The sequence below is a fragment of the Achromobacter dolens genome (genome assembly GCF_902859745.1).
Lineage (GTDB): Bacteria > Pseudomonadota > Gammaproteobacteria > Burkholderiales > Burkholderiaceae_B > Achromobacter > Achromobacter dolens.
Genome location: NZ_CADIJW010000052.1, coordinates 1 through 25,072 on the forward strand (window position 1 = coordinate 1; position 25,072 = coordinate 25,072).

A 25,072-nucleotide genomic window follows, 5' to 3' on the forward strand; every position below is an offset into this window, starting at 1 on the left:
CCGACAGCGGCGTGCAGGCCTGCAACTGCGCGGCCAGCCGGGCCAGCCGCGGCGAGGGGCCGGCGGCGCGGCGCCGGGCCGCCAGCACCGTGTCGTAGGCGCCGGCCATGGCGGCTTCCATGTCGCGCCGCGCCGTCATGATGCGCGAGGTGCCAATGGCGGCGAACATGGCCGCCAGCTTGCGATAGGCCAGCGCCACCGCCGCCCGTTCCGGCGCGATCGGGTTCACCACCCAGCCCAGCAGGGTCAGCGCCAGGCCGAACAGCCCGCCCGCGCCCACCAGCGCCGGCGGCAGCCAGGGCGGCAGCGGCGACGTCAGGCTGGCGCCGACGATCACGTAGGTGGCGAATTGCAGCGTGGCGACGGCGGCGATGTTATTGAAGGTGCCGACCAGGCTGGCCAGCAGCACCAGCAGCGTCATGCCGGCGACGCTGAACAGGCCGTGGCCGGCCAGCAGCGTGCCCAGGAAGTAACCCAGCGCGCCGCCGAACACGGTGCTGCCGATGGATAGCGCGCGGTTGCGGTAGGGGCCGCCGTTGTCGCCGGTGATGGCGGGCAGCGCGCCCAGCGCCACCAGCGCGGCCGCCGCGCTCTGGTCGAGCAGCAGGCCGGCGGCGGTCGGCAGGCCGATGGCCAGCGCGGCGCGCAGCGCCACCCAGCGGCTGACCGGCGACGGTTCCATGTGCGCCAGGCTCATGAGCCAGCGCATGTTGGAGGCGCGCGCGCGGCGGTTTTCGCGGGAGGCGGCTGAGTGCGGCACGGCGGTCCCGGGCCGGTTAACCCTGGCCCTTGATCAGCGGCGCTTCCTGCGGCGCGGCCAGGCGGAAATAATCGGCGGTGGCCATCAGGATGGACGCGTCGAGACGGCCGGCGTTGAACACGATTTCATCGTGACGCTGGCGCAGGGTGGGATCCACCAGCAGGTGCAGGTCGGGGTTGAAGCTGAAGGGCGGGATCGCGCCGATCTCGCAGCCGGTCAGCTCGCGCGCCAGGTCCTGCGAGGCCAGCGAGGCCTTCTTGCCGCCCGCGGCGCGGGCGATGGCGTCCAGGTCGGCCTGCTGGTCGGCGGGGAACACCGCCAGCACGTTCCGGCGCTGGTTGGATGAGATCTTGACGCGGCAGACCAGCGCCTTGGCGCCCTGGCTGACGGCGGTGCCGCGCACGGCGGCGACTTCCACGGAGCGGCCGGCGGCGGGGTGGGAGATGAGGCGGTAGCGGGCCTGGTGCTCGGTCAGCAGGGCCTGCAGGCGGTCGTAGACTTCCATGGCGGGAAATGGTGGGTTGGCAAGGCCGGCGCCGGGGATCCGGCGGGCCATGCCGCATGATACGCCGCCACCGGGCCGGCGGCGCGGGCTAGATGTCGCCAGTGAAGGCGTAGCCCCAGCCCCAGACGGTACGAATCGGCAATTCCATGTCGGTCTCCTGCGCCTTGCGGCGCAGCCGGCTGACCACGACGTCCGTGCGGCGCACGGATTCGCGGCCGGCCTGCGGATCGCCGGGCGGCACGTCGCCGCGCGGCAGGCGCTTGTCGGGGCTGGTGGTCAGCTTGAGCAGGAAGTCGCGTTCGGCCTGGGTCAGCGGCAGGCGCGTGCCGCGCGGGCTGACCAGGGTCCAGGCGGCATCCTGGAACTGCCATTTGCCGGTGGCCTCGGCGGGGGCGGCGGCGGCCGGGCGCGCCTCGGCGTCGGCCGGCCGGCGACCGCTCACGGGCACGCGGCGCACCAGCGCCTGCAGCGCGGCGGCGATCTCGGCGGTGGCCACGTCGGGCGGAAAGCAGGCGTCGGCGCCGCAGTGCAGGCCGAGGATGCGGTTTTCAGGCGAATCGAAGGTCGAGACGGCGACGATGCCGGCGGTGGTGTCCATGGCGCGCAGGCCGGCGACGGCCATGCACAGATCGGTCAGCTCGGCTTCCATCACAAGCAGCGGCGTGCGGCGCGCCTGGAACAGGCGGAACAGGCCGTTGGAGTCCTCGCATCCGCGCGGCGAGAAGCCCATGCCCGCCAGCGCGTCGCAGCGGCGTGCGCGTTGGTGGGCATCGGGTGAGAAGACGATCAGGTCTAGTAAGTCATTCATGAATCGTTGTCGGGATCAGTGCAGCTTCAGCGCATGCATGATGCATCGGATACAACGGATTCCTAAACGTCGCACAACGCCACTTTCTGACCCGAATTCTCGGACATGACCGGGCAATGTATGTATTGGCGCGGGTTTGCGGGCTAGCGGGCGGGAGTGGCCAGACTGTCCGGCGGCTCGTTCCACCAGCCGCCGCCCAGCGCCTGCAGCAAGGCGGCGGTGTCCGCGTAGCGCGCCGCGTCGGCCGCGCCGCGGGCGATGCGCGTCTGCAGCAACTGGCGCTGGCTGTCCAGCAGGGCCAGGTGGCTGATGCCGCCGGCCTGGTAGCGCGCGTCAGCGATGCGCGCGGCGTCGTCGGCGCGACGCCAGGCGGTGTCGTAGGCGTCATACGCCCGGGCGTCGGCCTGCACCGCGCGCAGCGCATCGGCCACCTGGCGGAAACCATCCAGCACGGTCTGCCAATAACCGGCCGCCGCCGCCTCGTAGGCGGCCTCGGCCGAACGCTTGCGGGCGCGCAGTTCGCCGCCATGGAACAGCGGTTGCGCCAGGCCCAGGCCCAGGTTCCAGACATTGACGCCATCGGTGATATCGCCGGCCCGGGTGCGTTGCGACCCGAAGCTGGCGGTCAGGGTGAAGCGCGGGTATTGGTTGGCGGTGGCCACGCCGACGTTGGCCGAGGCCTGGTGCAGCAGGGCCTCGGCGGCCAGGATGTCGGGCCGCTGGCGGGTCAGCGCCGACGGCACCCCCGTGGGAATCTCGGCCGGCAGCGCCAGGTCGGCCAGGCGCAGCGGCGGCGCCTGCCAGGCGGCGGGCGGCTGGCCCAGGTAGGTGGCCAACTGGTGCGTGGCCTGGGCCAGTTGGTATTCCAGCGGCGGCACGGTGGCGTCGGTCTGCGCCAGCAGCAGTTCCTGGTTGCGCAGGTCGGCCTCGGCGATGCCGCCGGCCCGCAGGCGTTGCGCCATGATGTCGCGCTGGCGCTGCTGGGCCGCCAGCAGCTCGCGGGTGTCGGCCAGGCGCGCGGCCAGGTCGGCCTGGCGGATGGCGGTGGTCACGACGTTGGCGGCCAGCGTCATGCGCGCGGCCTGCAGTTCGTGCGACTGGTAGTCGACCTGCGCCGCCAGCCCCTCCAGCGCGCGGCGGTTGCCGCCGAACACATCGAGCGTGTAGGACACGTCGATCGATGCGTTGTAGAGCGTGAACGGCGCGGGCTGCTCGGTCACCGGCACGCCGTAGGCGGAAGGATCGACCTTCTGCCGGGTGGCCGACAGGTTGGCGTCGACGGCTGGCAGCAGGCGGCCGCCGGTTTCCGCGTTCAGATCCTCGCCGGCCTGGCGCAGCCGGGCGCGGGCCTGTTCCAGGGTCGGGCTGGCCTCCAGCGCCTGCCGCACCAGCGTGTCCAGCGCATTGGAGCGGAACAGGCGCCACCATTGGGCCGGGATGTCGGCGCCGGTGAGGCGCGGTTGGGCGCCGCTGGCGGGGGCGGCGCTGTCGGTCGGCGACGTGTAGGCGGCGACCGGCGGCGTGGCGGGTCGCTCGAAGTCCGGTCCGACGGCGCAGCCGGGCAACAGAGCGCAGGCGGCCACGAGCGCGGCGCGGCGGGCGAAGGGCAGGTGGGGGCGGGGCATGGCGGCCTTCAATCCAGGGTGCGGCGGTAGAACTTCACGGCGGCGGTCATGACGACCACGGTGAACAGCAGCATGGGCCAGATGGCGGGCCACAGGTCCCACCAGCCGTTGCCCTTGAGCAGGATGCCGCGGATCAGCCGGTTGAAGTGCGTCAGCGGCAGCAGGTTGCCCAGGTACTGCGCCCATTTGGGCATGCCCAGGAACGGGAACATGAAACCGGACAACAGCATGTTGGGCAGGAAATAGAACATCGTCAGTTGCATCGCCTGCAACTGGTTCTGCGCCAGCGACGACAGCGTGATGCCGACGGTCAGGTTGGCGGCCACGAAGATCAGCGCGCCCAGGTACACCGTCACCAAACTGCCCAGGAACGGCACGTGGAACACGAAATACGCCGCCAGCAGGATGATGGTGGACTGGATCAGGCCGATGGCGATGTAGGGCACGATCTTGCCCGTCATCACCTCCAGCGGCCGCACCGGCATGGCCAGCAGGTTTTCCATGGTGCCGCGCTCGCGTTCGCGCGTCATGGCCAGGCCGGTCATCATCACCAGCGTCATGGTCAGGATCACGCCCATCAGGCCGGGCACGGTGTTGTATTGCGAGATCTGTTCTTCGTTGTAGAGCTGGTGCACGCGCACGTCGAACGGCGGTTGGCCGCCGGCCAGGTGCGCCAGCGGGCCGGTCAGGTCCTTGCGCGCCACCGCCTGCGCCAGTTGGGTGGCCGAGCCGATCGCCAGCCCGGTCGCCATCGGGTCGGTGGCGTCGGCCTCGATCAGCAGCGCCGGCCGTTCGCCGCGCAGCAACTGGCGCGAGAAGTCCGGTGGAATGGTCAGCACGAACAACACCCGGCCCTGCGCCAGCGCGGCGCGGCCGGCCTCTTCGTCGGGCAGAGTCTCGACGATGTCGAAGTAGTCGGACGCGGTCATCGCCGCCACGAAGCTGCGCGTGAACGGGCTGTGGTCGGCCACGATGACGGCGGTCGGCAGTTGCTTGGGGTTGGTGTTGATGGCGTAGCCGAACAGCGCCAGTTGCATGATCGGAATGCCGACGATCATGCCGAAGGTGATGCGGTCGCGCCGCAGCTGCAGGAATTCCTTGAGCACCATGCTCCACCAGCGCGACCACGAGAAGCCCTCCAGGTGGCGTCTCATGCCGCGCTCGCGTAGTTGTCGTCGGAGCGGTTCATCAGGTAGATGAAGACATCCTCCAGGCTGGTGTCGATGCGTTCCAGGCGCAGGTCCTGGCCGGCCACGACGTCTCGCAAGGTGCGTTCGAGCACGGCGGCGTCGCGGCCGCTGATATGCAGCGCGGTGCCGAAGGCCACGGTCTGGTCCACCCCCGGCGCGCCGCGCAGCCGCTGCGCCAGCGGCACCAGGTCATGGCCGTGGATGGCCCAGGTGGTCAGGCGCTGCTGGGCGATGACTTCATCGGCGGTGCCCTGGATCAGCAGCTTGCCGTACGAGATGTAGGCCAGCTTGTGGCAGCGCTCGGCCTCGTCCATGTAGTGGGTGCTGACCAGCACTGAAATGCCGCGCGCGGCCAGCTCGTGCAACTGTTCCCAGAAGTCGCGCCGCGCGGTCGGGTCGACGCCGGCGGTGGGCTCGTCCAGCAGCAGCAGGCGCGGCTCGTGCAGCAGGCAGGCGGCCAGCGCCAGGCGCTGCTTCCAGCCGCCGGACAGCGCGCCGGTGAGCTGGTTGGCGCGGGTCTGCAGGCCCAGGTCCTCGAGCGCGCGGTCAACGGTCTCGCGGCGGTTCGGCATGCCGTACATGCGGGCGACGAAGTCCAGGTTCTCGCGGATGGTCAGGTCGTCCCAGTACGAGAACTTCTGCGTCATGTAGCCGACGTGGCGCTTGATTTCGGCGCTGTCCTTGAGGATGTCGTAGCCCAGGCAGGTGCCGCTGCCGGAGTCGGGCGTGAGCAGGCCGCACATCAGGCGGATGCTGGTGGTCTTGCCGCTGCCGTTGGGGCCGAGAAAGCCGAAGATCTCGCCTTCGCGCACTTGCAGCGAAACGTCGTTGACCACGTGCTTGTTGCCGAAGTGCTTGTTCAGGCCGTGCACGTCGATGACGTAGCCGGGCTCGGCGGCGGGGCGGGCGGGGGCGCCGTTCATTGCAGCGCCGCCTCGACCGGCTGGCCCGGATGCAGCCGCGTGGCCGCATCCGGCGCGGGGCGGGCCTCGACCATGTAGACCAGCTTGCCGCGCGTTTCGCGGCTGTAGATCACCGGCGGCGTGTACTCGGCCTGCGGCGAGACGTAGTCGATGCGCACCGGCACGGGGTCGCCGCAGCCGTCGCAGCGCACGGTGGCCTGCTGCCCGGGCTTGAGCGCGCCGACCACGGTTTCGGGCACGAAGAAGCGCACCTTGATGTTGCCGGGCGGCAGCAGGCTGACCACCGGGCTGCCGGCCGGCACCCATTCGCCCACGCGGTACAGCGTGTCGAAAACGAGGGCGGCGGTGGGCGCCGCCAGGCGTTTCTGCGCCAGGGTCCAGTCGGCCTGCGCCAGCGTCGCGCGCGCCGCCTCGACCTGGGCGGCCTGGGCGCGGCGCTGATCCTGGCGGCCGGGCAGGTTGGCCACTTCCAGTTGGGCGCGCAGCTCGCGCACCCGGGCCGCGTCCGACCGGGCCTGCTCGCGGCTGTCGTCCAGTTGCGCCCGCGCCACGCCACCGGCGCGGAACTGCGCGGTGTCGCGCGCCAGTTGCGCCGCCGAGCGCCGGCTGGCGGCCTCGGCCTGGGCCAGTTGGGCGCGGGCGACATCGACCTCGGGCGGCCGCTTGCCGGTGGCAATGTCTTCCAACTGCGCGCTGGCCGCCGCCAACTGCGCGCCGGCCTGGTCGCGCGCCGCGGTTTCGCGCGTCGCCTCCAGCGCGAACAGCGGCGCGGCGGCGGCGACTTGCTGGCCGCGCTGCACCGACAGCGTGTCGAGCCGGCCGGCCTCTGACGAGGCGATGTAGAGATACTCGCCCTCGACGTAGCCCTGGTAGACGGCATCGTCGCGCTTGCCGCAGGCGGCCAGCAGCGACAGGCCGAGCGCGGCGGCGACGGGCAGGGCATAGCGCGGGAGGGAAGGGGTGCGCATGGTCAGCGTCCTGTGGCGGGCGGTTCGGTGGTGGCGGCCGGCTTGGCGCGCCGGGTCCGCTGTGCCGGCGCGGCGGGCGTGCCGGGGGCCTCGGGCCCCGGGGCCGGCGGGGAAAACAGCCCGCCAGTGAGCATGGCGATGGCGTGCGCGGCAATGGCGTCGTGGTCGATGGCCTGGACCTGCGGATCGTTCTGCCAGATGCGGCGCCACAGGCTGGACGTGGCCAGCGGCAGCAGCGTCAGGCCCAGGATCGACAGGAACACCAGCCGCGGCTCCACGCCCGGGGTGATGGCGCCGGCGCGCTGGCTGTCGGCGATCAGGCCGGCGAACACCTGCAGGCGCTGGGCCGGCAGGTGGCGCAGCACGCGCTCGCGCAACTGGCCGCCTTCGTTGACGACCTCGTGCATCCACAAGGACGGCAGCCAGGGGCGGTCGGTGCCGCAGCGCACGATGCGCGAGACGATCTCGGTGATGACGATGCGCGCCGTGTCGGCCGAACCGTCCAGGCGCCGCGCCGTCTGCGGCACCGGGCTCCAGACGTAGCCGATGACCGGCACCACGCGTTCCAGCACCACCGCGTCCAGCAACTGGTCGCGGCTCTTGAAGTAGTAGTGCAGCATGGCCGAGGTGAACCCGGCGCGTTCGGCGATGTGGGCCAGGCGGGTGGCGGCCACGCCCTGGGTGGCGAACAGGCCGGTGGCGATGTCCAGCAACTGGTCGCGCACGGCGGCGCTGTCGGGGCGGGCGGGGCGGCCGGGACGGCGCGCGGGGGATGGCTTGGCAGGCATGAGGCAGATTCTAATTAAATACTTAATTAATTAAAAGGGCAGCGGCTGGCAGGGTTGGCGGGCGGGCCGGCCGGCGGAGGTGGTGTAATGAGCTGATCGGAACAGAAGGAGTCAGCACGCCATGCCGCAATCGTCCTCCCTCAACCGCCGCATCGTCCTGGCCTCGCGGCCAAGCGGCGAACCCGCCGACAGCGATTTCCGCCTGGAAACCGGCGCGGTCCCCGAACCCGGGCCGGGCCAACTGCTGCTGCGCACGGTCTATCTTTCCCTCGATCCCTACATGCGCGGCCGCATGAGCGACGCGCCTTCGTACGCCGAGCCGGTGCAGGTCGGCCAGCCCATGGTGGGCGGCACCGTGGCCCGGGTGGTGGCCTCGCGCCACGCCGACTATCCGGTGGGCGAGTGGGTGCTGTCCCAGTCCGGCTGGCAGGACTACGCCGTCTCCGACGGCAGCGGCCTGCTCAAGCTGGGTTCGGCGCCCGAGCGTCCGTCGTATTCGCTGGGCGTGCTGGGCATGCCGGGCTTCACCGGCTACATGGGCCTGCTGGACATCGGCCAGCCCAAGGCCGGCGAAACCGTGGTGGTGGCCGCCGCCAGCGGCGCGGTCGGCGCGGTGGTGGGCCAGTTGGCCAAGATCCACGGCTGCAAGGCGGTGGGCATCGCCGGGGGCCCCGACAAGTGCCGCTACGTGGTCGAGGAACTGGGCTTTGACGCCTGCATCGACCACCGCGATCCGGCCATGGCCAACCTGCTGGCCAAGGCGGTGCCGCAGGGCATCGACGTGTATTTCGAGAACGTCGGCGGCGCGGTGTTCGACGCCGTGCTGCCGCTGCTCAATCCGCGCGCGCGGGTGCCGGTATGCGGCCTGATCTCGGCCTACAACGCCACCAGCCTGCCCGACGGCCCCGACCGCCTGCCGCTGCTGATGCGCACCATCCTGACCAAGCGCATCAAGATGCAGGGCTTCATCATCTTCAACGAATACGCGCCGCGTTTCGGCGAGTTCCGCGCGGCCATGCAGGAGCTGCTGCGCGACGGCCGCATCAAGTACCGCGAAGACGTGGTCGATGGCCTGGAGAACGCGCCGCGCGGGCTGATGGGCCTGCTCAAGGGCGAGAACGCCGGCAAGCGCATCGTGCGCGTCGGGCCGGATGAATAGGAACGCAACATGAGGAGCGCAACATGAATATCCTGATCGTGCTGACTTCCCACGACACGCTGGGCGACACCGGCCGCAAGACCGGCTTCTGGCTGGAGGAGTTCGCCGCGCCGTACTACGCCTTCCTGGACGCGGGCGCCACGCTGACGCTGGCCTCGTCGCAGGGCGGGCAGCCGCCGCTCGATCCCAAGAGTGACGATCCCGACGCCCAGACCGATGACACGCGCCGCTTCCGCCAGGATGCCGAGGCGCAGCGGCGCCTGGCCAGCACACGCCGGCTGGCCGAGGTGCAGGCCGCCGATTACGACGCGGTGTTCTATCCCGGCGGCCACGGCCCGCTATGGGACCTGGCCGAAGACCCCAAGTCGGTGGCGTTGATCGAGACCATGCTGGCGGCGGGCAAGCCCGTGGCGGCGGTCTGCCACGCGCCGGGCGTGCTGCGCCACGCCAAGACCGCCGACGGCAAGCCGCTGGTGCAGGGCCGCCAGGTGACCGGCTTTTCCAACACGGAAGAGGCGGCGGTGCAGTTGACCGCCGTCGTGCCCTTCCTGGTGGAAGACGAGCTGGCGCTGTTGGGCGGCCTCTACAGCAAGGGCGCCGACTGGCAACCGCACATCGTCTCCGATGGCCTCTTGATCACCGGGCAGAATCCGGCATCGTCGGTCGGCGTGGCGCAGGCGCTGCTAGAACGCCTGCGGGCCTGAACGCAAGGCGGGGCATGGTTACGGGCGTTCACGTCCCGGGGCGCGGCGTGTTGTCGGAACGGTACGTGCTTGTGTCAGAATTGATACTTTCTGACACAGGCGCGCGGTTCCGTTGCAATCGCGCGCGCCAAGACCGATGCCTCCAGATGTCCCCCCAAGCGCGCCTGCCGCGCAGGCCGCAGGATCCTGTGAAGCGGCGCTGTTCGCCGCGATGCAGGCCCGCGACGCCGCCACCGGCCGCCATTGCCACCGCGTCGTCGCGCTGAGCGTGGCGCTGGCGCGGGCCTGCGGCCTGAACGAAGATGACCAACACGCCGTGGCCGTGGCCGCCCGCCTGCATGACGTGGGCAAGATCGGCACCCCCGATCGCGTGCTGTTCTCGCCCAAGCGCCTCGAAAAAGAGGATTGGGAGATCATGAAGTCGCACGCTGCCGTGGGTGCGGACATCATCCTGCACAGCAACATGCCCCAGCGCGAGCGCATCGCGCTGGCGGTGCGCCATCATCACGAGCATTTCGACGGCTCGGGCTATCCCGACGGACTCGCGGGGCACGACATCCCGCTGCACGCGCGCATCATTTCGCTGGCCGATTCCTACGATGCGCTGGGCGACGCGCGGCCCTATCATCCGGCGCGCACGCACGCCGAGATCATGCGCATCCTCAACCGCGAGGCCGGGGCCAAGTGCGATCCGGACCTGCTGCGCGTGTTCGAGACCATGATCCAGTCCAGTCCGCTGCGCGTGCCCTAGGGCCTGTTTTCCCTGCAAGGCGCCTTGCACAGGCTCCGGCGCCATGCGACAACGCCGCGCCATGCCGGCGCGGCGTTGCGGGTGCGGCGTTGCGGGTGCGGACAATCACGGCGCGCCCCGGGCGCGCGGCTTCAGCGCGTCGATTGTCGGCGCGTCACTTTTCAGCGCGTCATTTCAGGCGGTAGTGCGCGGCGACGCCGGCCAGTTCCTGCAGCGTGCGCTGCTGCCAGGCGGCGTCGTGGCCCAGTTCCTCGGCCAGGATGCGGGCCACTTCGGGCGCGGCCAGCATGGCGGCCTCTGCGTCCAGGAACAGCGCGCGGTTGCGGCGCGCCAGCACGTCCTCGGCGCTGCGCGCCAGTTCGAAGCGCGCGGCGAAGCGCACGTGGGCTTCGGACAGGCCGCTGCTCTTGACCAGCATGCGCTCGGCGCCGGGCAGGGCCTTGAGCGTGGCCAGGTCGCTGCCGTAGTAGCTGTCCGGCGTGCCGGCGTGTTCCTGCGACGGCGCCAGGCCGTTGGCGCCATGCAGCGCCAGCGACTCGGTGCGGCAACTGGCCTGCGTCAGCAACTGGTGCTGGATGGCGGTGTCGACCACGTCCTGCGCCATGCGGCGGTAGGTGGTCCACTTGCCGCCCGTGACCGTCACCAGCCCGGCCTGCGACACCAGGATGGTGTGCTCGCGCGACAGCGATTTGGTGGCGGCGTCGCCGGTGGCCTTGACCAGCGGCCGCAGGCCGGCCCAGACACTGGTGACGTCGTCGCGGGTCGGCTTGCGGCTGAGATAGCGCGCGGCGGTGCTCAGGATGAAATCGACGTCCTGGGCGCCGGCTTCCGGATCCAGCGGCAGGTCGTTGCGCGGCGAGTCGGTGGTGCCGACGATGGTGTGGCCGTTCCACGGCACCACGAACAGCACGCGGCCGTCGTCGGTCTTGGGGATCAGGATGGCGCGCTTGCCGGGCAGGAAATCGTGCGGCAGCGTCAGGTGCACGCCCTGGCTGGGCGCCACCATGGTCGGCGCGTTCTTGTCTTCCATGCGGCGCACGCTGTCGACCCAGACGCCGGTGGCGTTGATGACGCAGCGCGCCCGCAGCGTGAAGCTGGCGCCGCCCAGCGCGTCCTGCGCCGTGACGCCGTCGACCTTGCCGCCGGTGGTGGTCAGGCCGGTGGCGCGCACGTAGTTGACCGCGGTGCCGCCCAGGTCGAACAGCGTGCGCATCAGGCTCAGCGCCAGGCGCGCGTCGTCGAACTGGCCGTCGTAGTACAGCACGCCGCCCTTCAGGCCGCGGCCGTTGACGTTCTCGGCCAGCGTCGGCGCGTTGGCCAGCGTGTCGCGGCGCGACAGCCAGCGGCTGGGCGACAGGTTGAGCTTGCCGGCCAGCATGTCGTACATCTTCAGGCCGATGCCGTAGAAGGGCTGGTCCAGCAGGTTGTAGGCCGGCACCACGAAGCCCAGGGGCCACACCAGGTGCGGCGCGTTGCGGTTGAGCAGGCCGCGTTCGTGCAGCGCTTCGCGCACCAGGCTGATGTTGCCCTGCGCCAGGTAGCGCACGCCGCCGTGCACCAGCTTGGTGGCCTTGCTGGAGGTGCCCTTGGCGAAGTCGGCGGCCTCGATCAGCAGGGTGCGGTAGCCGCGGCTGGCGGCGTCGACGGCGGTGCCCAGGCCGGTGGCGCCGCCGCCGATGACGATCACGTCCCAGGCGGGCGTGTTGTCCAGTTGCGCCAGCAGGCGGTTGCGGTCGGGCGGGGTGACGGTGGCGAGCGGTTGGTTCATATGCGTGGGGCGGCGGGGCCGCTAGGGTTCGGTGCGGTGTTCGTTTCTTTTCGTGCCGGCCGGGCGGGGCGCAAGCGCCTTGCTCCGGTCCGGGTCAAGCCGGTCAGGCGGATACCTTGGCCGCGTTCGGCGCGGCGGCCACTTCGCAGCGCACGCCGGCGTCCAGCAGCACTTGCGCCAGCGGTTCCTGCGGATGCGCGTCGGTGAAGAAGCGGTCGATCTGCGAGATGTGCGCCAGCTCCACCATGGCCTGGCGCTTGAATTTGCTGCTGTCGGCGGCCAGCCACACTTCGCGCGACTGTTCGATGATGGTGCGGGCCACGCGCACTTCGCGGAAGTCGTAGTCGCGCAGCGTGCCGTCGGCCTCGATGCCGGAAATGCCGATCAGGCCGATGTCGACCCGGAACTGGCGGATGAAGTCCATGGTGGCCTCGCCGACGATGCCGCGGTCGCGCGAACGCACCACGCCGCCGGCGACGATGACTTCGCAATCCGGGTTGTCGGAAAGGATGTCGGCCACATGCAGGTTGTTGGTGATGACGCGCAGGCCGCGATGGCGCAGCAGGGCGCGGGCGATGGCTTCGGTGGTGGTGCCGATGTTCAGGATCAGCGAGCAGCCGTCGGGCACGGCGCGGGCCACGGCCTCGGCGATGCGTTGCTTGCCGGCCGCGTGCAGCCCCTGGCGCTTGCGATAGGCGATGTTCTCGATAGTCGACGCTTCGATGCGCACGCCGCCATGGAAGCGCGACAGCAGGCCGGCCTCGGACAGGATGTTGACGTCGCGCCGCACGGTCTGCAGCGTGACGTCGAAGCGTTTGGCCAGCTCTTCGATCGTGGCCGAGCCCTGGGCCCGCACCATTTCGATCAAGGCGCTCTGTCTGGGATTGAGTGTCATGTTGGCGTATTGAGTGTCACAGTCGCATCATAAAACAACAAAAGCGAAAAATAATGACGCGCTGCAAGATTGTATTTTTTTCGCTTCTTGAGTAAAACGCACAAAAAACGAAAGCGATCTGAAAGAAAAACCCGACCCGGCGCGTTCTTGCGCGCCTGCAGGGCCGCTGTACCCGATGTACCGAAGTCCGGTTGATAAACCGGGGACGTATTAAAGGCAGAGGAGACCAGATGCAGCTGACCCTGGACAGGATTGCGTTGCGAGCCGGCTCGCAGACGCACCTGTATCCCATGAGCCTGGCCCCCGTGCCGGGCGCCATGACCGTGTTGCTGGGGGTGACCCTGGCGGGCAAGACATCGCTGATGCGCATCATGGCCGGGCTCGACCGGCCCACCGAGGGCCGCGTGCTGGCCGACGGCGTCGACGTGACCGGGGTGCCGGTGCGCCAGCGCAACGTCGCCATGGTGTACCAGCAATTCATCAACTATCCGTCCATGACGGTGTTCGACAACATCGCCTCGCCGCTCAAGCTGCGCGGCGCGTCGGGTATCGCCGACAAGGTCGGGGCCATGGCCGCGCGCCTGCACATCGACCACCTGCTGGCCCGTCATCCGTCTGAACTGTCCGGCGGGCAGCAGCAGCGGGTGGCGCTGGCGCGGGCCCTGGTCAAGGACGCGCCGCTGATCCTGCTGGACGAACCGCTGGTCAACCTGGACTACAAGCTGCGCGAGGAACTGCGCGACGAGCTCTCGGCCCTGTTCGCCGAGGGCCGCTCGACCGTGGTCTACGCCACCACCGAGCCGGGCGAGGCGCTGCTGCTGGGCGGCCACACCGCCGTGCTGGACGCGGGCGAACTGCTGCAGTACGGCCCGACCGCCGAGGTCTTTCACCGGCCCAATTCGATCCGGGTGGCGCGCGCCTTCAGCGATCCGCCCATGAACCTGTTCGCCGCGCAGCGCGACGCCGCCGGCTTCACGCTGCAGGGCGGCATCGCGGTCGCGCGGCCACTGCCGCCGGGCGCGGGCGGGGCGCTCACCGCCGGCTTGCGGGCGGGCGCGTTGGACATTGCGCCGCGCCCTGGCCACATCGGCCTGGACGGCGTGGTCAAGCTGGCCGAGATCTCCGGGTCCGACACCTTCGTGCACGCCGAAACGGCCGCCGGCGACGTGGTCGCGCAATTGCCGGGCGTGCATCGCTACACGCTGGAGCAGCGCCTGACGCTGTACTTCGACCCGGCCCAGACCTACGCCTTCGGCGCCGACGGCGCCTTGCTGGCGGCCCCCGCCCGACCCCACGCCAGCGGAGGGATCGCCTGATGGCGCAGATCGAGCTGGACCTCTCCCATTCCTACGTCGCCAATCCCCAGGCCGATGAGGACTACGCGCTGCTGCCGCTCAAGTTCACCTTCCGCGACGGCGGCGCCTACGCCTTGCTGGGTCCCTCGGGCTGCGGCAAGACCACCTTGCTCAATTGCGTCTCGGGCCTGCTGCGTCCCTCGCACGGCCGCATCCTGTTCGACGGCCAGGATGTCACCCACAAGACGCCGCAGGCGCGCAACATCGCCCAGGTGTTCCAGTTCCCGGTGGTGTACGACACCATGACCGTGGCCGAGAACCTGGCGTTCCCGCTGCGCAACCGCGGCGTGCCCGCCAAGCAGATCCGCGAGCGCGTCGGCCGCATCGCCGAGATGCTGGAGATGTCGCACGTGCTGGAGCGCCGCGCCAGCGGCCTGACGGCCGACGCCAAGCAGAAGATCTCGCTAGGGCGCGGCCTGGTGCGCAACGACGTGTCGGCGGTGCTGTTCGACGAACCGCTGACCGTGATCGACCCGCAACTGAAGTGGGAATTGCGCCGCAAGCTCAAGGAAATCCACCACGAGTTCAAGCTGACGCTGATCTACGTCACCCACGACCAGACCGAGGCGCTGACCTTCGCCGACCAGGTGATGGTGATGGCGCGCGGCCGCGCGGTGCAGGTGGGCAGCGCCGACGACCTGTTCGAGCGGCCGGCGCATACCTTCGTCGGCCATTTCATCGGCTCGCCCGGCATGAACTTCCTGCCGGCGCAATGGCGCGACGGCGGCCTGATGGTGGGCCAGCGCCGCGTCGACGGCCTGCCGGATGCGATGGCGACCCGGCTGGCCGACGCCGGCCCGGTCAAGCTGGGCGTGCGCCCGGAATACCTGCGCCTGGCCGACGCCAACGCGCCTGGCGCCATCCCGGCCACGGTCCAGCGGGTGCAGGACGTGGGCACCTACACCTTGCTGCTGGCCGACTTCGAGGGCACGCCGCTGCGCGCCCGCCTGGGCACCGACGCGGCATCCATCGCGCCCGGCGCCACGGTCTGGCTGTCGGCGCTCAATCCGCATACCTGCTTCTACCGCGACGAGGAGCTGATCCGATGAAACCGATCGATCACCGGGCCTGGTTCCTGGTCCTGCCCGTGGTGCTGTGCGTGGCGTTCTCGGCCATCCTGCCGCTGATGACCATCGTCAACTACTCGGTGCAGGACATCATTTCGCCCGAGCGCCGCGTGTTCGTCGGCACCGAATGGTTCGCCGCCGTGCTGCAGGACGAGGAACTGCACGGCGCGCTGCTGCGCCAGATCGGCTTCTCGCTGGCGGTGCTGGCCATCGAGATCCCGCTCGGCATCCTGCTGGCGCTGTCGATGCCGGCCAGCGGCTGGCGCGCCTCGGCGGTGCTGGTCATCATCGCGCTGTCGCTGCTGATCCCGTGGAACGTGGTGGGCACCATCTGGCAGGTGTTCGGCCGCACCGACATTGGCCTGCTGGGGGCGACGCTGTCGTGGCTGGGGGTGGACTACAACTACACCGGCAACGACCTCGACGCCTGGGTCACGGTGCTGGTGATGGACGTCTGGCACTGGACGCCGCTGGTGGCGCTGCTGTGCTATGCCGGCCTGCGCGCCATTCCCGACGCCTATTACCAGGCCGCGCGCATCGATGGCGCCTCGCGCCTGGCGGTGTTCCGCTACATCCAGCTGCCCAAGATGCGCGGCGTGCTGATGATCGCGGTGCTGCTGCGCTTCATGGACAGCTTCATGATCTACACCGAGCCGTTCGTGCTGACCGGCGGCGGGCCGGGCAACGCCACCACCTTCCTGTCGCAGTACCTGACGCAGAAGGCCGTGGGCCAGTTCGACCTGGGCCCGGCGGCGGCGTTCTCGATCATCTACTTCCTGATCATCCTGCTGCTCTGCTTCATTCTGTACAACTGGATGCAGCGCGCCGGCACCACCGGCGGTTTCGACGAGGAGCGCGCCAATGCGTGAGCAATCGACCTGGTGGCGCGGCGCCTTCCTGGCGCTGTACCTGGTGTTCGCCATCCTGCCGCTGTACTGGATGCTGAACATGTCGTTCAAGACCAATACCGAGATCGTCAGCACCCTGACGCTGTGGCCGCGCGAGTTCACGCTGGAGCACTACCGCACCATCTTCACCGATCCGGCCTGGTATTCGGGCTACATCAACTCGCTGATCTACGTGGTCATCAACACGGTCATCTCGCTGGCGGTGGCGCTGCCGGCGGCCTACGCGTTCTCGCGCTACCGCTTCATCGGCGACAAGCACGTGTTCTTCTGGCTGCTGACCAACCGCATGACGCCGCCGGCGGTGTTCCTGCTGCCGTTCTTCCAGTTGTACAGCTCGTTCGGGCTGATGGACACGCACCTGGCGGTGGCGCTGGCGCACCTGGTGTTCAACGTGCCGCTGGCGGTGTGGATCCTGGAAGGCTTCATGTCCGGCGTGCCGCGCGAGATCGACGAGACCGCCTACGTGGACGGCTATTCGTTCCCGCGCTTCTTCCTGACGATCTTCCTGCCGCTGATCAAGTCGGGCGTGGGCGTGGCGGCGTTCTTCTGCTTCATGTTCAGTTGGGTCGAGCTGCTGCTGGCGCGCACGCTGACCTCGGTCAACGCCAAGCCCATCGTCGCCACCATGACGCGCACGGTCTCGGCCTCGGGCATGGACTGGGGCGTGCTGGCGGCGGCCGGGGTGTTGACCATCGTGCCCGGCGGCATCGTCATCTGGTTCGTGCGGCACTACATCGCGAAGGGCTTCGCGATGGGCCGGGTCTGAGGGGGGAGGGCGCCACATGTTGAGCTGGATGGTATGGACCACCCCCGTCGCCGTGTTCTTCTCCTGCATCGTGCTGATGCTGGTCGGCATGACGATCTGGGAACTGAAATCGCCCACGGTCGAGCGCAAGGGCTTCCTGCCGCTGCGCACGACCCGGGGCGACCGCCTCTTCATCGGCCTGATGGCCGCGGCCTGGCTCAACCTGGCGTTCCTGGGGTTCGGGCAGAAGGCGGTGGAATGGTTTTCGCTGGATGAGCCGCCATCGGTGTGGATCAGCTTCGTGCTGTCCATGCTGCTGCTGGCCTTCATCATGAGGAAAGGCTGACGGGGCGCAGACCCCGCGCGATATCAGCGGTTTGGAAGGACGATCGGCCAGTGTCTTCCCCGGCCAGAAGTCCGCAGCACCCCAGGGGAGGACTTATCGAGGAGACAGGTCATGAAATTGCGCATGCACGCCATGGCGGCCGCCATCGCCCTGATCGGTACGTCAGGGGCCTGGGCCGGCGAGCCGGAGGCGAAGAAGTGGGTCGATTCGGAATTCCAGCCGTCGACCCTGTCCAAGGACCAGCAGATGGCCGAGATGAAGTGGTTCATCGAGACCGCCGCCAAGCTCAAGGCCAAGGGCGTCAATGAAATCAACGTGGTGTCGGAAACCATCACCACCCACGAGTACGAGTCCAAGGTGCTGGCCAAGGCCTTCACCGAGATCACCGGCATCAAGGTCAACCACGACCTGATCCAGGAAGGCGACGTGGTCGAGAAGCTGCAGACCTCGATGCAGTCGGGCAAGTCCATCTACGATGGCTGGATCTCCGACTCCGACCTGATCGGCACCCACTACCGCTACGGCGCCATCCTGCCGCTGTCCGACTACATGGCCGGCGCCGGCAAGGAATGGACCAATCCGGGCCTGGACCTGAAGGACTTCATCGGCACCAAGTTCACCACCGCGCCGGACGGCAAGCTGTACCAGCTGCCCGACCAGCAGTTCGCCAACGTCTACTGGTTCCGCGCCGACTGGTTCGCGCGCCAGGACCTGAAGGACAAGTTCAAGGCCAAGTACGGCTACGAGCTGGGCGTGCCGACCAACTGGTCCGCCTACGAGGACATCGCCGACTTCTTCTCAAACGACGTCAAGGAGATCGACGGCAAGAAGGTCTATGGCCACATGGACTACGGCAAGAAGGACCCGTCGCTGGGCTGGCGCTTCACCGACGCGTGGCTGTCGATGGCCGGCGCCGCCGACAAGGGCCTGCCCAACGGCATGCCGGTGGACGAGTGGGGCATCCGCGTGGCCGACGACAAGTGCACGCCGGTGGGCGCCTCGGTGGCGCGCGGCGGCGCCACCAACAGTCCGGCCGCGGTCTATGCGCTGACCAAGTACGTCGACTGGATGAAGAAGTACGCGCCGCAGCAGGCCATGGGCATGACGTTCTCGGAATCCGGCCCGGTGCCGGCCCAGGGCCAGATCGCGCAGCAGATCTTCTGGTACACGGCCTTCACCGCCGACATGACCAAGAAGGGCCTGCCGGTGGTCAACGAGGACGGCACGCCCAAATGGCGCATGGCGCCGTCGCCGTACGGTCCGTACTGGAAGGACGGCATGCAGAACGGCTACCAGGACGTGGGCTCGTGGACGTTCTTCAAGTCCACCAACCCCGACAAGATGGCCGCCGCCTGGCTCTACGCCCAGTTCGTCACGGCCAAGACGGTGTCGCTGAAGAAGTCGATCACCGGCCTGACCTTCATCCGCGACAGCGACATCCACAGCGACTACTTCAGCAAGAACGCGGCCAACTACGGCGGCCTGATCGAGTTCTACCGCAGCCCGGCGCGGGTGGCCTGGACGCCGACCGGCAACAACGTGCCCGACTATCCCAAGCTGGCGCAACTGTGGTGGAAGAACGTCGCCACCGCCGTCACCGGCGAAAAGACGCCGCAGGCCGCGATGGACAACCTGGCCAACGAAATGGACCAGGTGATGGCGCGGCTGGAGCGGGCCGGCATGGCGCAATGCGCGCCCAAGCTGAACGCCAAGGGCGATCCGAACAAGTGGCTGTCGGATCAGCATGCGCCGTGGAAGAAGCTGGGCAATGAAAAGCCCAAGGGCGAAACGGTGGCGTACGAGAAGCTGCTGGAAGCCTGGAAGGAAGGGAAGGTGCGGTAAGGCTCCGGGCGTCTGCCTGGCGCGGTTCGAAGCGCCACGGGTCGCCCGTGGCGCTTTTTCATTGCAGAAGCGTAATCCCCTCATCCGCGTTCTGTCCGCATCGCCTGGCCACCCGCTGCTGTTGGCCGAAGGCGTTCGGCCTGCCGGCCCTGTTGATGGGCAGCCCGGGCGCGGCATTCACCGGCGGGCCGCTGGCGGAATGGCTCTGGAAGGCCACGGCCCCGGCCGCCGCCCTCGATGGCTGCACGTGATCCGCGGCGGCGGCTTCATGCCGGCCGCGGCGCCGTTGTGACGCCGTCGCGCCAATACCGGTGCAGGCCCTTGATATCGCCCGAGCACAGCAGGGGCATGGCGCCGGCCAGCCTGTCCTCGGGCCAGTCCCACCACTGCATTTCCAATAGCAAGGCGATATCGTCATCGGCAAAGCGCTTCCTGATCGGCTTGGCGGGATTGCCGCCGACGATCGTGTAGGGCTCCACGTCCCGGGTGACGAGGGCGCGGCTGCCGATCACGGCGCCGTGCCCGATCGTGATGCCGGGCATGATCATGGCTTCGGAACCGATCCAGACGTCGTTGCCGATGACGGTGTCGCCGGCCTTCTGGAACGCGTCGCGTGCTTGCGCGAACGCCGGCACTTCGCTCATGTAGAAGAACGGGAACGACGACGCCCAGTCGTACCGATGGCCCTGGTTGCCCGCCATGATGAAGGCGGCGCCCGAGCCGATGGAGCAGAAGCTGCCGATGATCAGTTGATCCACGTCGTCGCGGTCCGGCATGAGGTAGCGCGCGCAGTCGTCGAACGAATGGCCGTGGTAGTAGCCGGAATAGTAGCTGTAGCGGCCGACCTTGATGTTCCTGTTGGTGACGTCGTCGGAGAGCAGCTTGCCTTTGAAGGGGCTTTCGAAGTGATTGGTCATGGCGGTCTCGGTGGCCGGCTCCGGCCCGCGTGGTGTCGCGGCGGCTGGCGGAGCGGCTCGCAACCGTCGATGATCGCACATTCCCGAGCCCGCCGCGGCTTGCGGTATGCTGGGCGCTTTCCAACATTGGCCGCCCGCGTTGCGGCCCGTCAGCGCGCATGTCCAGACGCACGAACACGGTGGCCGCAACGGTCGAAGGCCGCATCGACGCGATGCGGGTCGCGGTGCCTTTCGTCCGCGGCCAGGTGTGGTTCCGGGTCAACGGCGTGGCGGTCAACGGCACCTTCGACGACCCGGCCGATATCCGCACGCTGCAGGGCTTGCGGCAACAGGCCACGCCGGTGCGCGTCGGCGTGCTCGAAGGCGGCCCTCGGGGATTGCGTCATTTTTCCTGGTTGAACGCGGGGCAGGGCCGGGGCATCCCGCCGCGCTATTACGTCGATCAGCGCCGCCGGGGATGGCGCGGCATCGGCATCAGCCTGGCCGTGGCCGCGGTGGCCGGCGCCGGCGCCAGCCTGCTGGACCTGTCGTCGTTCGCGCAGGTGCTGTTGCTTGTGCTGGCGCTGACGGTGGCACTGGTTGCCGTGCTGCTGGCTGGCTACTCGCTCTACGGCCTGTGGGACAACCGCCGGCATCGGGCGGCGATCCTGCGCAGCGAAGCGTTGTACCGCGACTTGCTGCAGACCCCCGTGCGGCACGTCGCGCCGACGGCGCAGGCGTCCGTCTCGCACCCGCAAGGCGAGGGCGAGACGCTGATCGCCGACGCGTCGCCCAAGATCCTGCTGATACGCGGCGTCCTGGCGTCGCTGACGCACGAGTCCAGGCCGTCGGTCCGCACCGCGCCCAGTTATGGCGTCTATCGCTTTCAGGTGGGCGCGCGCCGCTTCATCATGTACGTCGCCGAGAATTTCGGCGACGCGCTGCCGTTCCTGGCCGAAGGCGACCAGGTGGAGGTGGCCGCCTATGCCGGCCAGATCGCCGGCGCGGGGCCCGAGCAACTGGTCTACGGCCTGCGCAACCTGGAAGACGGCCGCGTCTATGTCTGCCACCACTATTTCCGCGCCGCCTTCACCGACATCGCGCCCGTGGGCGTGGGCCTGAGGCAGCGCGTGCCGATGCTGTCTTTGCTGGCGATCCTGCTCCTGGTGAGCTGGCTGGTGGTGGTGGCGGTGCTGTCCTCCTCCGATTCGCCGTCGAGTCGCGAGACGGCGCCCGAACTGGCCGCGGTGGCGTTCGTGTTTCTGCTGGTGGCCTGGCTTTGCGTCGCCTTGCCGCTGCTGATCCTGGACACGCGCTGGCGCATGGGCAGGCCGACGCGGCGCCAGCGCATCCTGGAGCGCATCTATCGCGCGCTGGGGCTGGGCACGCCGTTCGCGCCCACGGCGGTGATCGAGGAGGTTTAGGATGAAATTCTTTTTGGGTGGCCGGCGCGGCGGCGCGAAGCCGCCATTTCCTTGCGATTCCATGTTCAAGACCTTCCTGCGCTGCTGCCTCGTCCTGTCGTTCGCCTTCGGGGGCGGCGTTCACGCCGCGGGGTTCCAGCGCCTGAACCTGCCGATGGACATGAACGGCCCGGCCCTGCAGGGCGGCATCTGGTATCCGTGCGCCGCGCCGCCAAGGGAAGTGGCCATCGGCCGCGTCACCCTCGCGGCGACGCCGGACTGTCCGATGACCGACGGGCGCAAGCCCCTCATCGTCATGTCGCACGGATCGGCCGGCTCGTACCTGGGCCATCACGACACCGCCGCGGCGCTGGCGGACGCCGGCTTCGTGGTGGCGGCGATCAACCATGTCGGCGACAACGCGGTGGACCGCTCGCGCCAGGGCTATCTGTCGATCTTCTCGACCCGGCCGCGCGAGATCAAGCGGCTGATCGACTACCTGGCCGGCGCCTGGCCGCAGCGGGCGCAACTGGACGGCGCGGTGGGTTTCTTCGGCTTTTCGCGCGGCGGCTACACCGGCCTGGTGCTGGCCGGCGCGACGCCCGATTTCACGCATGGCCTGGCGCTCTGCGGCGACGAACCGTCACTGCCGATGTGCCGCGACATCCGCGACGGCAAGGTGCCAGCGCAACCCTATGTGAAGGATGCGCGCATCAAGGCGCTGGTCATCGCCGACCCGCTCAACGCGTTCGGCGCGGATGCGCTCAAGGCGGTGTCGATGCCGGTGCAGTTGTGGGCCTCGGAGCGGGGCGGCGACGGCGTCACGCCGGCCAGTGTCGAGGCGGTGCGCGAGGGGTTGCCGGCATCCGAGTTCCGCCCGGTGGCTGGCGCCGGGCACTTCGCGTTCCTGGCGCCGTGCTCGGCCGCGCAGGCCGAGGCCGGGCCGGCGATCTGCCGCGACGCGCCGGGTTTCGACCGCGCGGCGTGGCACCGTGACTTCAACGCGGCGGTGGTCGCGTTCTTCAAGACCGCGTTGCGCTGAACGCGCCGGGAAGCGCCGGCCTGCCGGCGTGAGCGGTTGACGGTCGATGCGCCCTGGCGTGCCGGGCGCTAGCGGCGGGCGTCGGCGGCGGCCCGCTTCCTGGCCGCGGCCTTGGGGCCGTCGCGAAACGCCACGTAGCAGCAATAGCGCTGGAAGTCCTTCCTGGCCAGCGCCAGGTACAGCCCCGTCGCGATCATGGCGGCACTGCACACAAAGCGGTGCAGCCAGATGTCGATCGAGTAGGGCATCAGCGAGGTCGTCAGGTACATGACCAGCACGCCAAAGCCCAGCAACGATACCATCAGCAGCCATCGCGCCCATTCGCTGCCACGGTACAGCCCGGCCAGCAGCAGCCCGGGAATGATCAGCTTGAGCAGGGGCGAGAGCTGCCCGCGCAGCAGCGGCATGAGGTCATAGCTGAGGGTGACCAGCGTGCCCGCCAGGACGATGTACCAGAACCGCTGACTGGTAGGCGCGTGACGCCGGGGAGCTTGCCTTCCTTCACCATTGTTCTGCTGCATGGAGTCTCCTTTTTGCCAAGGGGCCAGTGTAACGTCGTGCCGGCGGCGATGCGGGTAGACTGGCGGCTGGGTACACACCGGAGCACCGCCTTGGCCACCTCGTTGCGCAGATACACCGAGCTTCCCTACCTGATCGACTACCTGCAGACGGGCGAATTGGCGCTGCTCAATCCGAAGGCGTGGGACGACCGCAACGACTCGTTCTACATCGAGGAATACGCCCGCGCCAAGCGCCTGCTCGGCATCTATGCGCTGTGCCTGGCCGAGGCCTCCGAGACCTATCACCACTGGCGCGTGTTCTCCCACGGCAGCGGCGGGGTCTGCATCGAGTTCGACAAGGAAAAGCTGATCGAGCAGGTCAAAGCCGTGCCCGACCTGCGGGCCGAAGCGGTGCAGTACCGCACGATCAAGTCGCTGCGCGAGCAGCCGCCCGTCGAGGCCGACCTGCCGTTCCTCAAGCGCCACGCGTTCCGCGACGAAAAGGAGTTCCGCCTGTTCGTCTGCCGCAGGACGCGCGACACGCCGGTGCTGCGCATTCCGGTGGCGCCCGCGACCATCAAGCGCGTCACGCTCAGCCCGTGGCTGCCGGCCACCGTATGCGATCAGGTCAAGAAGGCGCTGAAGGCGATCAAGGGCTGCGAGAAGCTGCGCGTGTTCCGCTCGACGCTGGTCGAGAACGAGGATTGGAAGAAGTTCGCCAGCGCGGGCCGCAAGGAGCCGGCATGACGGACGGCAACGACAAGACGGCCGCGCAGGCCGCGCTGTCGCCGGCGCAGATCGTCGACGCCTTTGAGCGGCTGGGCTGGACGAACAACGACCCCATGGGCCAGGTGTTGCGGCTGCGCCGCGATGACCCGGCGGCGCTGGGGGAACTGGTCACGCGGTTCCTGGATCGCGGGCTCAAGCACGCCACCTTCATCGACGCCGCGCTCGACCTGATGGACGACGCCACCTATGCCGCCACGTTGCGGCAGGCGTGGCAGCGGGCGCTGCGCGGGCCGGCCTCGGAAGGCGTGGCGGAAGTGCTGGATTCAGCCGCGCTGCAATGGCCGCAGCTGTTCGCGGGCCACTGGCCGGCGCTGCTGGCCATGGCGGAAGCCGGCGCGGGCGGCCCGCGTTTCAATATCGACCGGGCGTGGCGCGCGCTGGACGCCGAGACGGCGCGGGCGTGGCTGGCGCAACTGCCGCCGACGATCGAAGCGGATTCCCCGGACCAACTGCGCGCCCGCGCCCTGTTGCACTCGCGCCAGCCGCGGACGGTGTTGCGCGCGTGGCGCCAGGGCTTCGGGGGAGGCGTGGATCCCGACGCCATCTATTGGCTGATGGAAGTGGGCTATGCCGACGACGACGGCCAGGCGCGCGCGCTGCATGGCGAGCAGCCCCTGCACATCCGTTTCGACGCGGCGCAACGCAAGCAGATGACGGCCTCGCAACCCGCGTGGCGGCGCGAGATCCAGCGCCTGCATCCCACCTGGGGTTCGCCGGCGCCGGATCCCGCGTCGCCGATGGCCACCGTGACGGCGGGCCGCATGGGTGGCACGCTCGCGGCCGCCTGCGGCCTGTGCCATGGACCCTTGCATCGCCTGTTGACCTTGCCGCGCCCCGAGGTGGCCGGTATCGATTGCGCCACACCGCTGACGCTGGCCACCTGCCTGTCGTGCCAGGGGTGGGAACAGGACGGCCCGATCCTCTTCTTCCAACACGACGGCGGCGGCGCGCCGCAAGCGCATCCGTCGCAGCGCCGGGCCGAGCCGGTGACGCCGGAGTTTCCCGCCGAACCGCTGCGCGAGGCCGACGTGGCCCTGTTCCAGGCCCCGGCGCGCTGGGCCTGGCAGGACTGGGGCGATTCCAACGGCCGCCAGAACCTGAGCCGTGTCGGCGGCCCGCCCAGCTGGGTGCAGTCGGCGGACTACCCCGCCTGTCCGGATTGCGACCGGCGCATGTCGTTCGCGATGCAGCTCGATTCCGACCTGCCGCAGGCGGACGGCGGCGACTGGATGTGGGGCAGCGGCGGCTGCAACTACAGCTTCTGGTGCGGCCACTGCCGCGTCAGCGCACATCTGTGGCAATGCACCTGAACGTCGCGCCGCCGGCATCAGCGGG

24 protein-coding genes and 1 pseudogene are annotated in these 25,072 nt (G+C 69.3%); 13 read left to right on the plus strand and 12 right to left on the minus strand.

Going from position 1 to position 25,072, the window contains the following annotated elements:
- From HV783_RS24690 to HV783_RS24725, 8 genes and pseudogenes are all read right to left on the minus strand, one after another.
- Positions 1-760, minus strand: a pseudogene (locus tag HV783_RS24690) (FUSC family protein); the annotation flags it as partial.
- Between the two features lie 16 nt (positions 761-776).
- Complete coding sequence (locus HV783_RS24695; protein WP_054502731.1) at positions 777-1,265, minus strand: YbaK/prolyl-tRNA synthetase associated domain-containing protein; 489 nt, start codon at positions 1,263-1,265, stop codon at positions 777-779.
- Between the two features lie 88 nt (positions 1,266-1,353).
- A complete protein-coding gene (locus HV783_RS24700) occupies positions 1,354-2,073 on the minus strand; it encodes a response regulator transcription factor (RefSeq protein ID WP_054502730.1) in 720 nt (239 codons plus the stop codon).
- A 143-nt stretch (positions 2,074-2,216) separates the two neighbouring features.
- Positions 2,217-3,698: an efflux transporter outer membrane subunit gene (locus HV783_RS24705; RefSeq protein WP_175190056.1), complete on the minus strand. Its 1,482-nt coding sequence runs from the start codon at positions 3,696-3,698 to the stop codon at positions 2,217-2,219.
- An 8-nt stretch (positions 3,699-3,706) separates the two neighbouring features.
- On the minus strand, positions 3,707-4,852 hold the full coding sequence (locus HV783_RS24710; protein WP_054502728.1) for an ABC transporter permease: 1,146 nt from the start codon (positions 4,850-4,852) through the stop codon (positions 3,707-3,709).
- The gene (locus HV783_RS24715; RefSeq protein ID WP_049073409.1) at positions 4,849-5,811 is read right to left on the minus strand and encodes an ABC transporter ATP-binding protein; all 963 of its coding nucleotides are present in this window, start codon (positions 5,809-5,811) and stop codon (positions 4,849-4,851) included. The genes HV783_RS24710 and HV783_RS24715 overlap by 4 nt, the downstream gene beginning before the upstream one ends.
- Positions 5,808-6,779, minus strand: coding sequence for an HlyD family secretion protein (locus HV783_RS24720; protein ID WP_175190057.1), 972 nt, complete (start codon positions 6,777-6,779; stop codon positions 5,808-5,810). The genes HV783_RS24715 and HV783_RS24720 overlap by 4 nt, the downstream gene beginning before the upstream one ends.
- A 2-nt stretch (positions 6,780-6,781) precedes the next feature.
- The gene (locus tag HV783_RS24725; RefSeq protein ID WP_175190058.1) at positions 6,782-7,567 is read right to left on the minus strand and encodes a TetR/AcrR family transcriptional regulator; all 786 of its coding nucleotides are present in this window, start codon (positions 7,565-7,567) and stop codon (positions 6,782-6,784) included.
- Positions 7,568-7,688: 121 nt separating this feature from the next.
- On the opposite strand from HV783_RS24725, the gene curA reads away from it, so the two are divergent.
- From curA to HV783_RS24740, 3 genes are all read left to right on the plus strand, one after another.
- Complete coding sequence (gene curA / locus HV783_RS24730; protein ID WP_064528071.1) at positions 7,689-8,726, plus strand: NADPH-dependent curcumin/dihydrocurcumin reductase; 1,038 nt, start codon at positions 7,689-7,691, stop codon at positions 8,724-8,726.
- Between the two features lie 23 nt (positions 8,727-8,749).
- Positions 8,750-9,430, plus strand: coding sequence for a type 1 glutamine amidotransferase domain-containing protein (locus tag HV783_RS24735; RefSeq protein ID WP_175190059.1), 681 nt, complete (start codon positions 8,750-8,752; stop codon positions 9,428-9,430).
- 136 nt (positions 9,431-9,566) lie between these two features.
- Entirely contained in the window at positions 9,567-10,181 is a 615-nt protein-coding gene (locus HV783_RS24740; protein WP_054502722.1) for an HD-GYP domain-containing protein, read from the plus strand.
- A 169-nt stretch (positions 10,182-10,350) separates the two neighbouring features.
- On the opposite strand, the gene HV783_RS24745 is transcribed toward HV783_RS24740, so the two are convergent.
- Together HV783_RS24745 and HV783_RS24750 are read right to left on the minus strand one after the other, a co-directional pair.
- Positions 10,351-11,949: a glycerol-3-phosphate dehydrogenase/oxidase gene (locus HV783_RS24745; protein ID WP_054502721.1), complete on the minus strand. Its 1,599-nt coding sequence runs from the start codon at positions 11,947-11,949 to the stop codon at positions 10,351-10,353.
- Between the two features lie 103 nt (positions 11,950-12,052).
- Positions 12,053-12,844, minus strand: coding sequence for a DeoR/GlpR family DNA-binding transcription regulator (locus tag HV783_RS24750; protein WP_054502720.1), 792 nt, complete (start codon positions 12,842-12,844; stop codon positions 12,053-12,055).
- Between the two features lie 230 nt (positions 12,845-13,074).
- On the opposite strand from HV783_RS24750, the gene HV783_RS24755 reads away from it, so the two are divergent.
- The 6 genes from HV783_RS24755 (at position 13,075) to HV783_RS24780 (ending at position 19,107) form a co-directional block, all read left to right on the plus strand.
- On the plus strand, positions 13,075-14,160 hold the full coding sequence (locus HV783_RS24755) for an ABC transporter ATP-binding protein (RefSeq protein WP_064528073.1): 1,086 nt from the start codon (positions 13,075-13,077) through the stop codon (positions 14,158-14,160).
- Positions 14,160-15,248, plus strand: a complete 1,089-nt coding sequence (locus HV783_RS24760; RefSeq protein WP_116793180.1) for an ABC transporter ATP-binding protein — start codon at positions 14,160-14,162, stop codon at positions 15,246-15,248. The genes HV783_RS24755 and HV783_RS24760 overlap by 1 nt, the downstream gene beginning before the upstream one ends.
- Positions 15,245-16,135, plus strand: a complete 891-nt coding sequence (locus HV783_RS24765; protein WP_006385278.1) for a carbohydrate ABC transporter permease — start codon at positions 15,245-15,247, stop codon at positions 16,133-16,135. The genes HV783_RS24760 and HV783_RS24765 overlap by 4 nt, the downstream gene beginning before the upstream one ends.
- The gene (locus HV783_RS24770; RefSeq protein ID WP_020927431.1) at positions 16,128-16,940 is read left to right on the plus strand and encodes a carbohydrate ABC transporter permease; all 813 of its coding nucleotides are present in this window, start codon (positions 16,128-16,130) and stop codon (positions 16,938-16,940) included. Before HV783_RS24765 ends, HV783_RS24770 begins: the two co-directional genes overlap by 8 nt.
- Positions 16,941-16,956: 16 nt before the next feature.
- Positions 16,957-17,265 (plus strand): DUF2160 domain-containing protein, encoded by a 309-nt coding sequence (locus HV783_RS24775; protein ID WP_064528077.1) that lies wholly within the window; start codon positions 16,957-16,959, stop codon positions 17,263-17,265.
- Positions 17,266-17,376: 111 nt separating this feature from the next.
- Complete coding sequence (locus HV783_RS24780) at positions 17,377-19,107, plus strand: ABC transporter substrate-binding protein (RefSeq protein ID WP_064528079.1); 1,731 nt, start codon at positions 17,377-17,379, stop codon at positions 19,105-19,107.
- 266 nt (positions 19,108-19,373) lie between these two features.
- Here HV783_RS24780 and catB read toward each other — a convergent pair whose 3' ends face one another.
- Entirely contained in the window at positions 19,374-20,024 is a 651-nt protein-coding gene (gene catB / locus HV783_RS24785; protein WP_064528087.1) for a type B chloramphenicol O-acetyltransferase, read from the minus strand.
- A 158-nt stretch (positions 20,025-20,182) separates the two neighbouring features.
- Here catB and HV783_RS24790 point away from each other — a divergent pair, with 158 nt between their 5' ends.
- Entirely contained in the window at positions 20,183-21,427 is a 1,245-nt protein-coding gene (locus HV783_RS24790; protein WP_175190060.1) for a hypothetical protein, read from the plus strand.
- A gap of 61 nt (positions 21,428-21,488) precedes the next feature.
- On the plus strand, positions 21,489-22,448 hold the full coding sequence (locus HV783_RS24795; protein WP_175190061.1) for an alpha/beta hydrolase family protein: 960 nt from the start codon (positions 21,489-21,491) through the stop codon (positions 22,446-22,448).
- Between the two features lie 68 nt (positions 22,449-22,516).
- Here the strand turns inward: HV783_RS24795 and HV783_RS24800 are convergent, their stop codons facing one another.
- Entirely contained in the window at positions 22,517-22,969 is a 453-nt protein-coding gene (locus HV783_RS24800) for a hypothetical protein (RefSeq protein ID WP_175190062.1), read from the minus strand.
- Between the two features lie 90 nt (positions 22,970-23,059).
- On the opposite strand from HV783_RS24800, the gene HV783_RS24805 reads away from it, so the two are divergent.
- Together HV783_RS24805 and HV783_RS24810 are read left to right on the plus strand one after the other, a co-directional pair.
- Positions 23,060-23,695, plus strand: a complete 636-nt coding sequence (locus HV783_RS24805) for a DUF2971 domain-containing protein (protein WP_254604030.1) — start codon at positions 23,060-23,062, stop codon at positions 23,693-23,695.
- Complete coding sequence (locus HV783_RS24810) at positions 23,692-25,047, plus strand: hypothetical protein (protein WP_175190064.1); 1,356 nt, start codon at positions 23,692-23,694, stop codon at positions 25,045-25,047. The genes HV783_RS24805 and HV783_RS24810 overlap by 4 nt, the downstream gene beginning before the upstream one ends.
- Positions 25,048-25,072: the final 25 nt, after the last annotated feature.

What these genes read in the sequence shown, in the direction of transcription:
- HV783_RS24800 (WP_175190062.1), bottom strand. Translation starts at nt 22,969, where the DNA reads ATGCAGCAGAACAATGGTGAAGGAAGGCAAGCTCCCCGGCGTCACGCG.
- HV783_RS24705 (WP_175190056.1), bottom strand. Translation starts at nt 3,698, where the DNA reads ATGCCCCGCCCCCACCTGCCCTTCGCCCGCCGCGCCGCGCTCGTGGCC.
- HV783_RS24750 (WP_054502720.1), bottom strand. Translation starts at nt 12,844, where the DNA reads ATGACACTCAATCCCAGACAGAGCGCCTTGATCGAAATGGTGCGGGCC.
- HV783_RS24760 (WP_116793180.1), top strand. Translation starts at nt 14,160, where the DNA reads ATGGCGCAGATCGAGCTGGACCTCTCCCATTCCTACGTCGCCAATCCC.
- HV783_RS24715 (WP_049073409.1), bottom strand. Translation starts at nt 5,811, where the DNA reads ATGAACGGCGCCCCCGCCCGCCCCGCCGCCGAGCCCGGCTACGTCATC.
- HV783_RS24810 (WP_175190064.1), top strand. Translation starts at nt 23,692, where the DNA reads ATGACGGACGGCAACGACAAGACGGCCGCGCAGGCCGCGCTGTCGCCG.
- HV783_RS24725 (WP_175190058.1), bottom strand. Translation starts at nt 7,567, where the DNA reads ATGCCTGCCAAGCCATCCCCCGCGCGCCGTCCCGGCCGCCCCGCCCGC.
- HV783_RS24695 (WP_054502731.1), bottom strand. Translation starts at nt 1,265, where the DNA reads ATGGAAGTCTACGACCGCCTGCAGGCCCTGCTGACCGAGCACCAGGCC.
- catB (WP_064528087.1), bottom strand. Translation starts at nt 20,024, where the DNA reads ATGACCAATCACTTCGAAAGCCCCTTCAAAGGCAAGCTGCTCTCCGAC.
- HV783_RS24745 (WP_054502721.1), bottom strand. Translation starts at nt 11,949, where the DNA reads ATGAACCAACCGCTCGCCACCGTCACCCCGCCCGACCGCAACCGCCTG.
- HV783_RS24770 (WP_020927431.1), top strand. Translation starts at nt 16,128, where the DNA reads ATGCGTGAGCAATCGACCTGGTGGCGCGGCGCCTTCCTGGCGCTGTAC.
- HV783_RS24780 (WP_064528079.1), top strand. Translation starts at nt 17,377, where the DNA reads ATGAAATTGCGCATGCACGCCATGGCGGCCGCCATCGCCCTGATCGGT.
- curA (WP_064528071.1), top strand. Translation starts at nt 7,689, where the DNA reads ATGCCGCAATCGTCCTCCCTCAACCGCCGCATCGTCCTGGCCTCGCGG.
- HV783_RS24700 (WP_054502730.1), bottom strand. Translation starts at nt 2,073, where the DNA reads ATGAATGACTTACTAGACCTGATCGTCTTCTCACCCGATGCCCACCAA.
- HV783_RS24755 (WP_064528073.1), top strand. Translation starts at nt 13,075, where the DNA reads ATGCAGCTGACCCTGGACAGGATTGCGTTGCGAGCCGGCTCGCAGACG.
- HV783_RS24775 (WP_064528077.1), top strand. Translation starts at nt 16,957, where the DNA reads ATGTTGAGCTGGATGGTATGGACCACCCCCGTCGCCGTGTTCTTCTCC.
- HV783_RS24710 (WP_054502728.1), bottom strand. Translation starts at nt 4,852, where the DNA reads ATGAGACGCCACCTGGAGGGCTTCTCGTGGTCGCGCTGGTGGAGCATG.
- HV783_RS24740 (WP_054502722.1), top strand. Translation starts at nt 9,567, where the DNA reads ATGCCTCCAGATGTCCCCCCAAGCGCGCCTGCCGCGCAGGCCGCAGGA.
- HV783_RS24795 (WP_175190061.1), top strand. Translation starts at nt 21,489, where the DNA reads ATGTTCAAGACCTTCCTGCGCTGCTGCCTCGTCCTGTCGTTCGCCTTC.
- HV783_RS24735 (WP_175190059.1), top strand. Translation starts at nt 8,750, where the DNA reads ATGAATATCCTGATCGTGCTGACTTCCCACGACACGCTGGGCGACACC.
- HV783_RS24765 (WP_006385278.1), top strand. Translation starts at nt 15,245, where the DNA reads ATGAAACCGATCGATCACCGGGCCTGGTTCCTGGTCCTGCCCGTGGTG.
- HV783_RS24720 (WP_175190057.1), bottom strand. Translation starts at nt 6,779, where the DNA reads ATGCGCACCCCTTCCCTCCCGCGCTATGCCCTGCCCGTCGCCGCCGCG.
- HV783_RS24790 (WP_175190060.1), top strand. Translation starts at nt 20,183, where the DNA reads ATGTCCAGACGCACGAACACGGTGGCCGCAACGGTCGAAGGCCGCATC.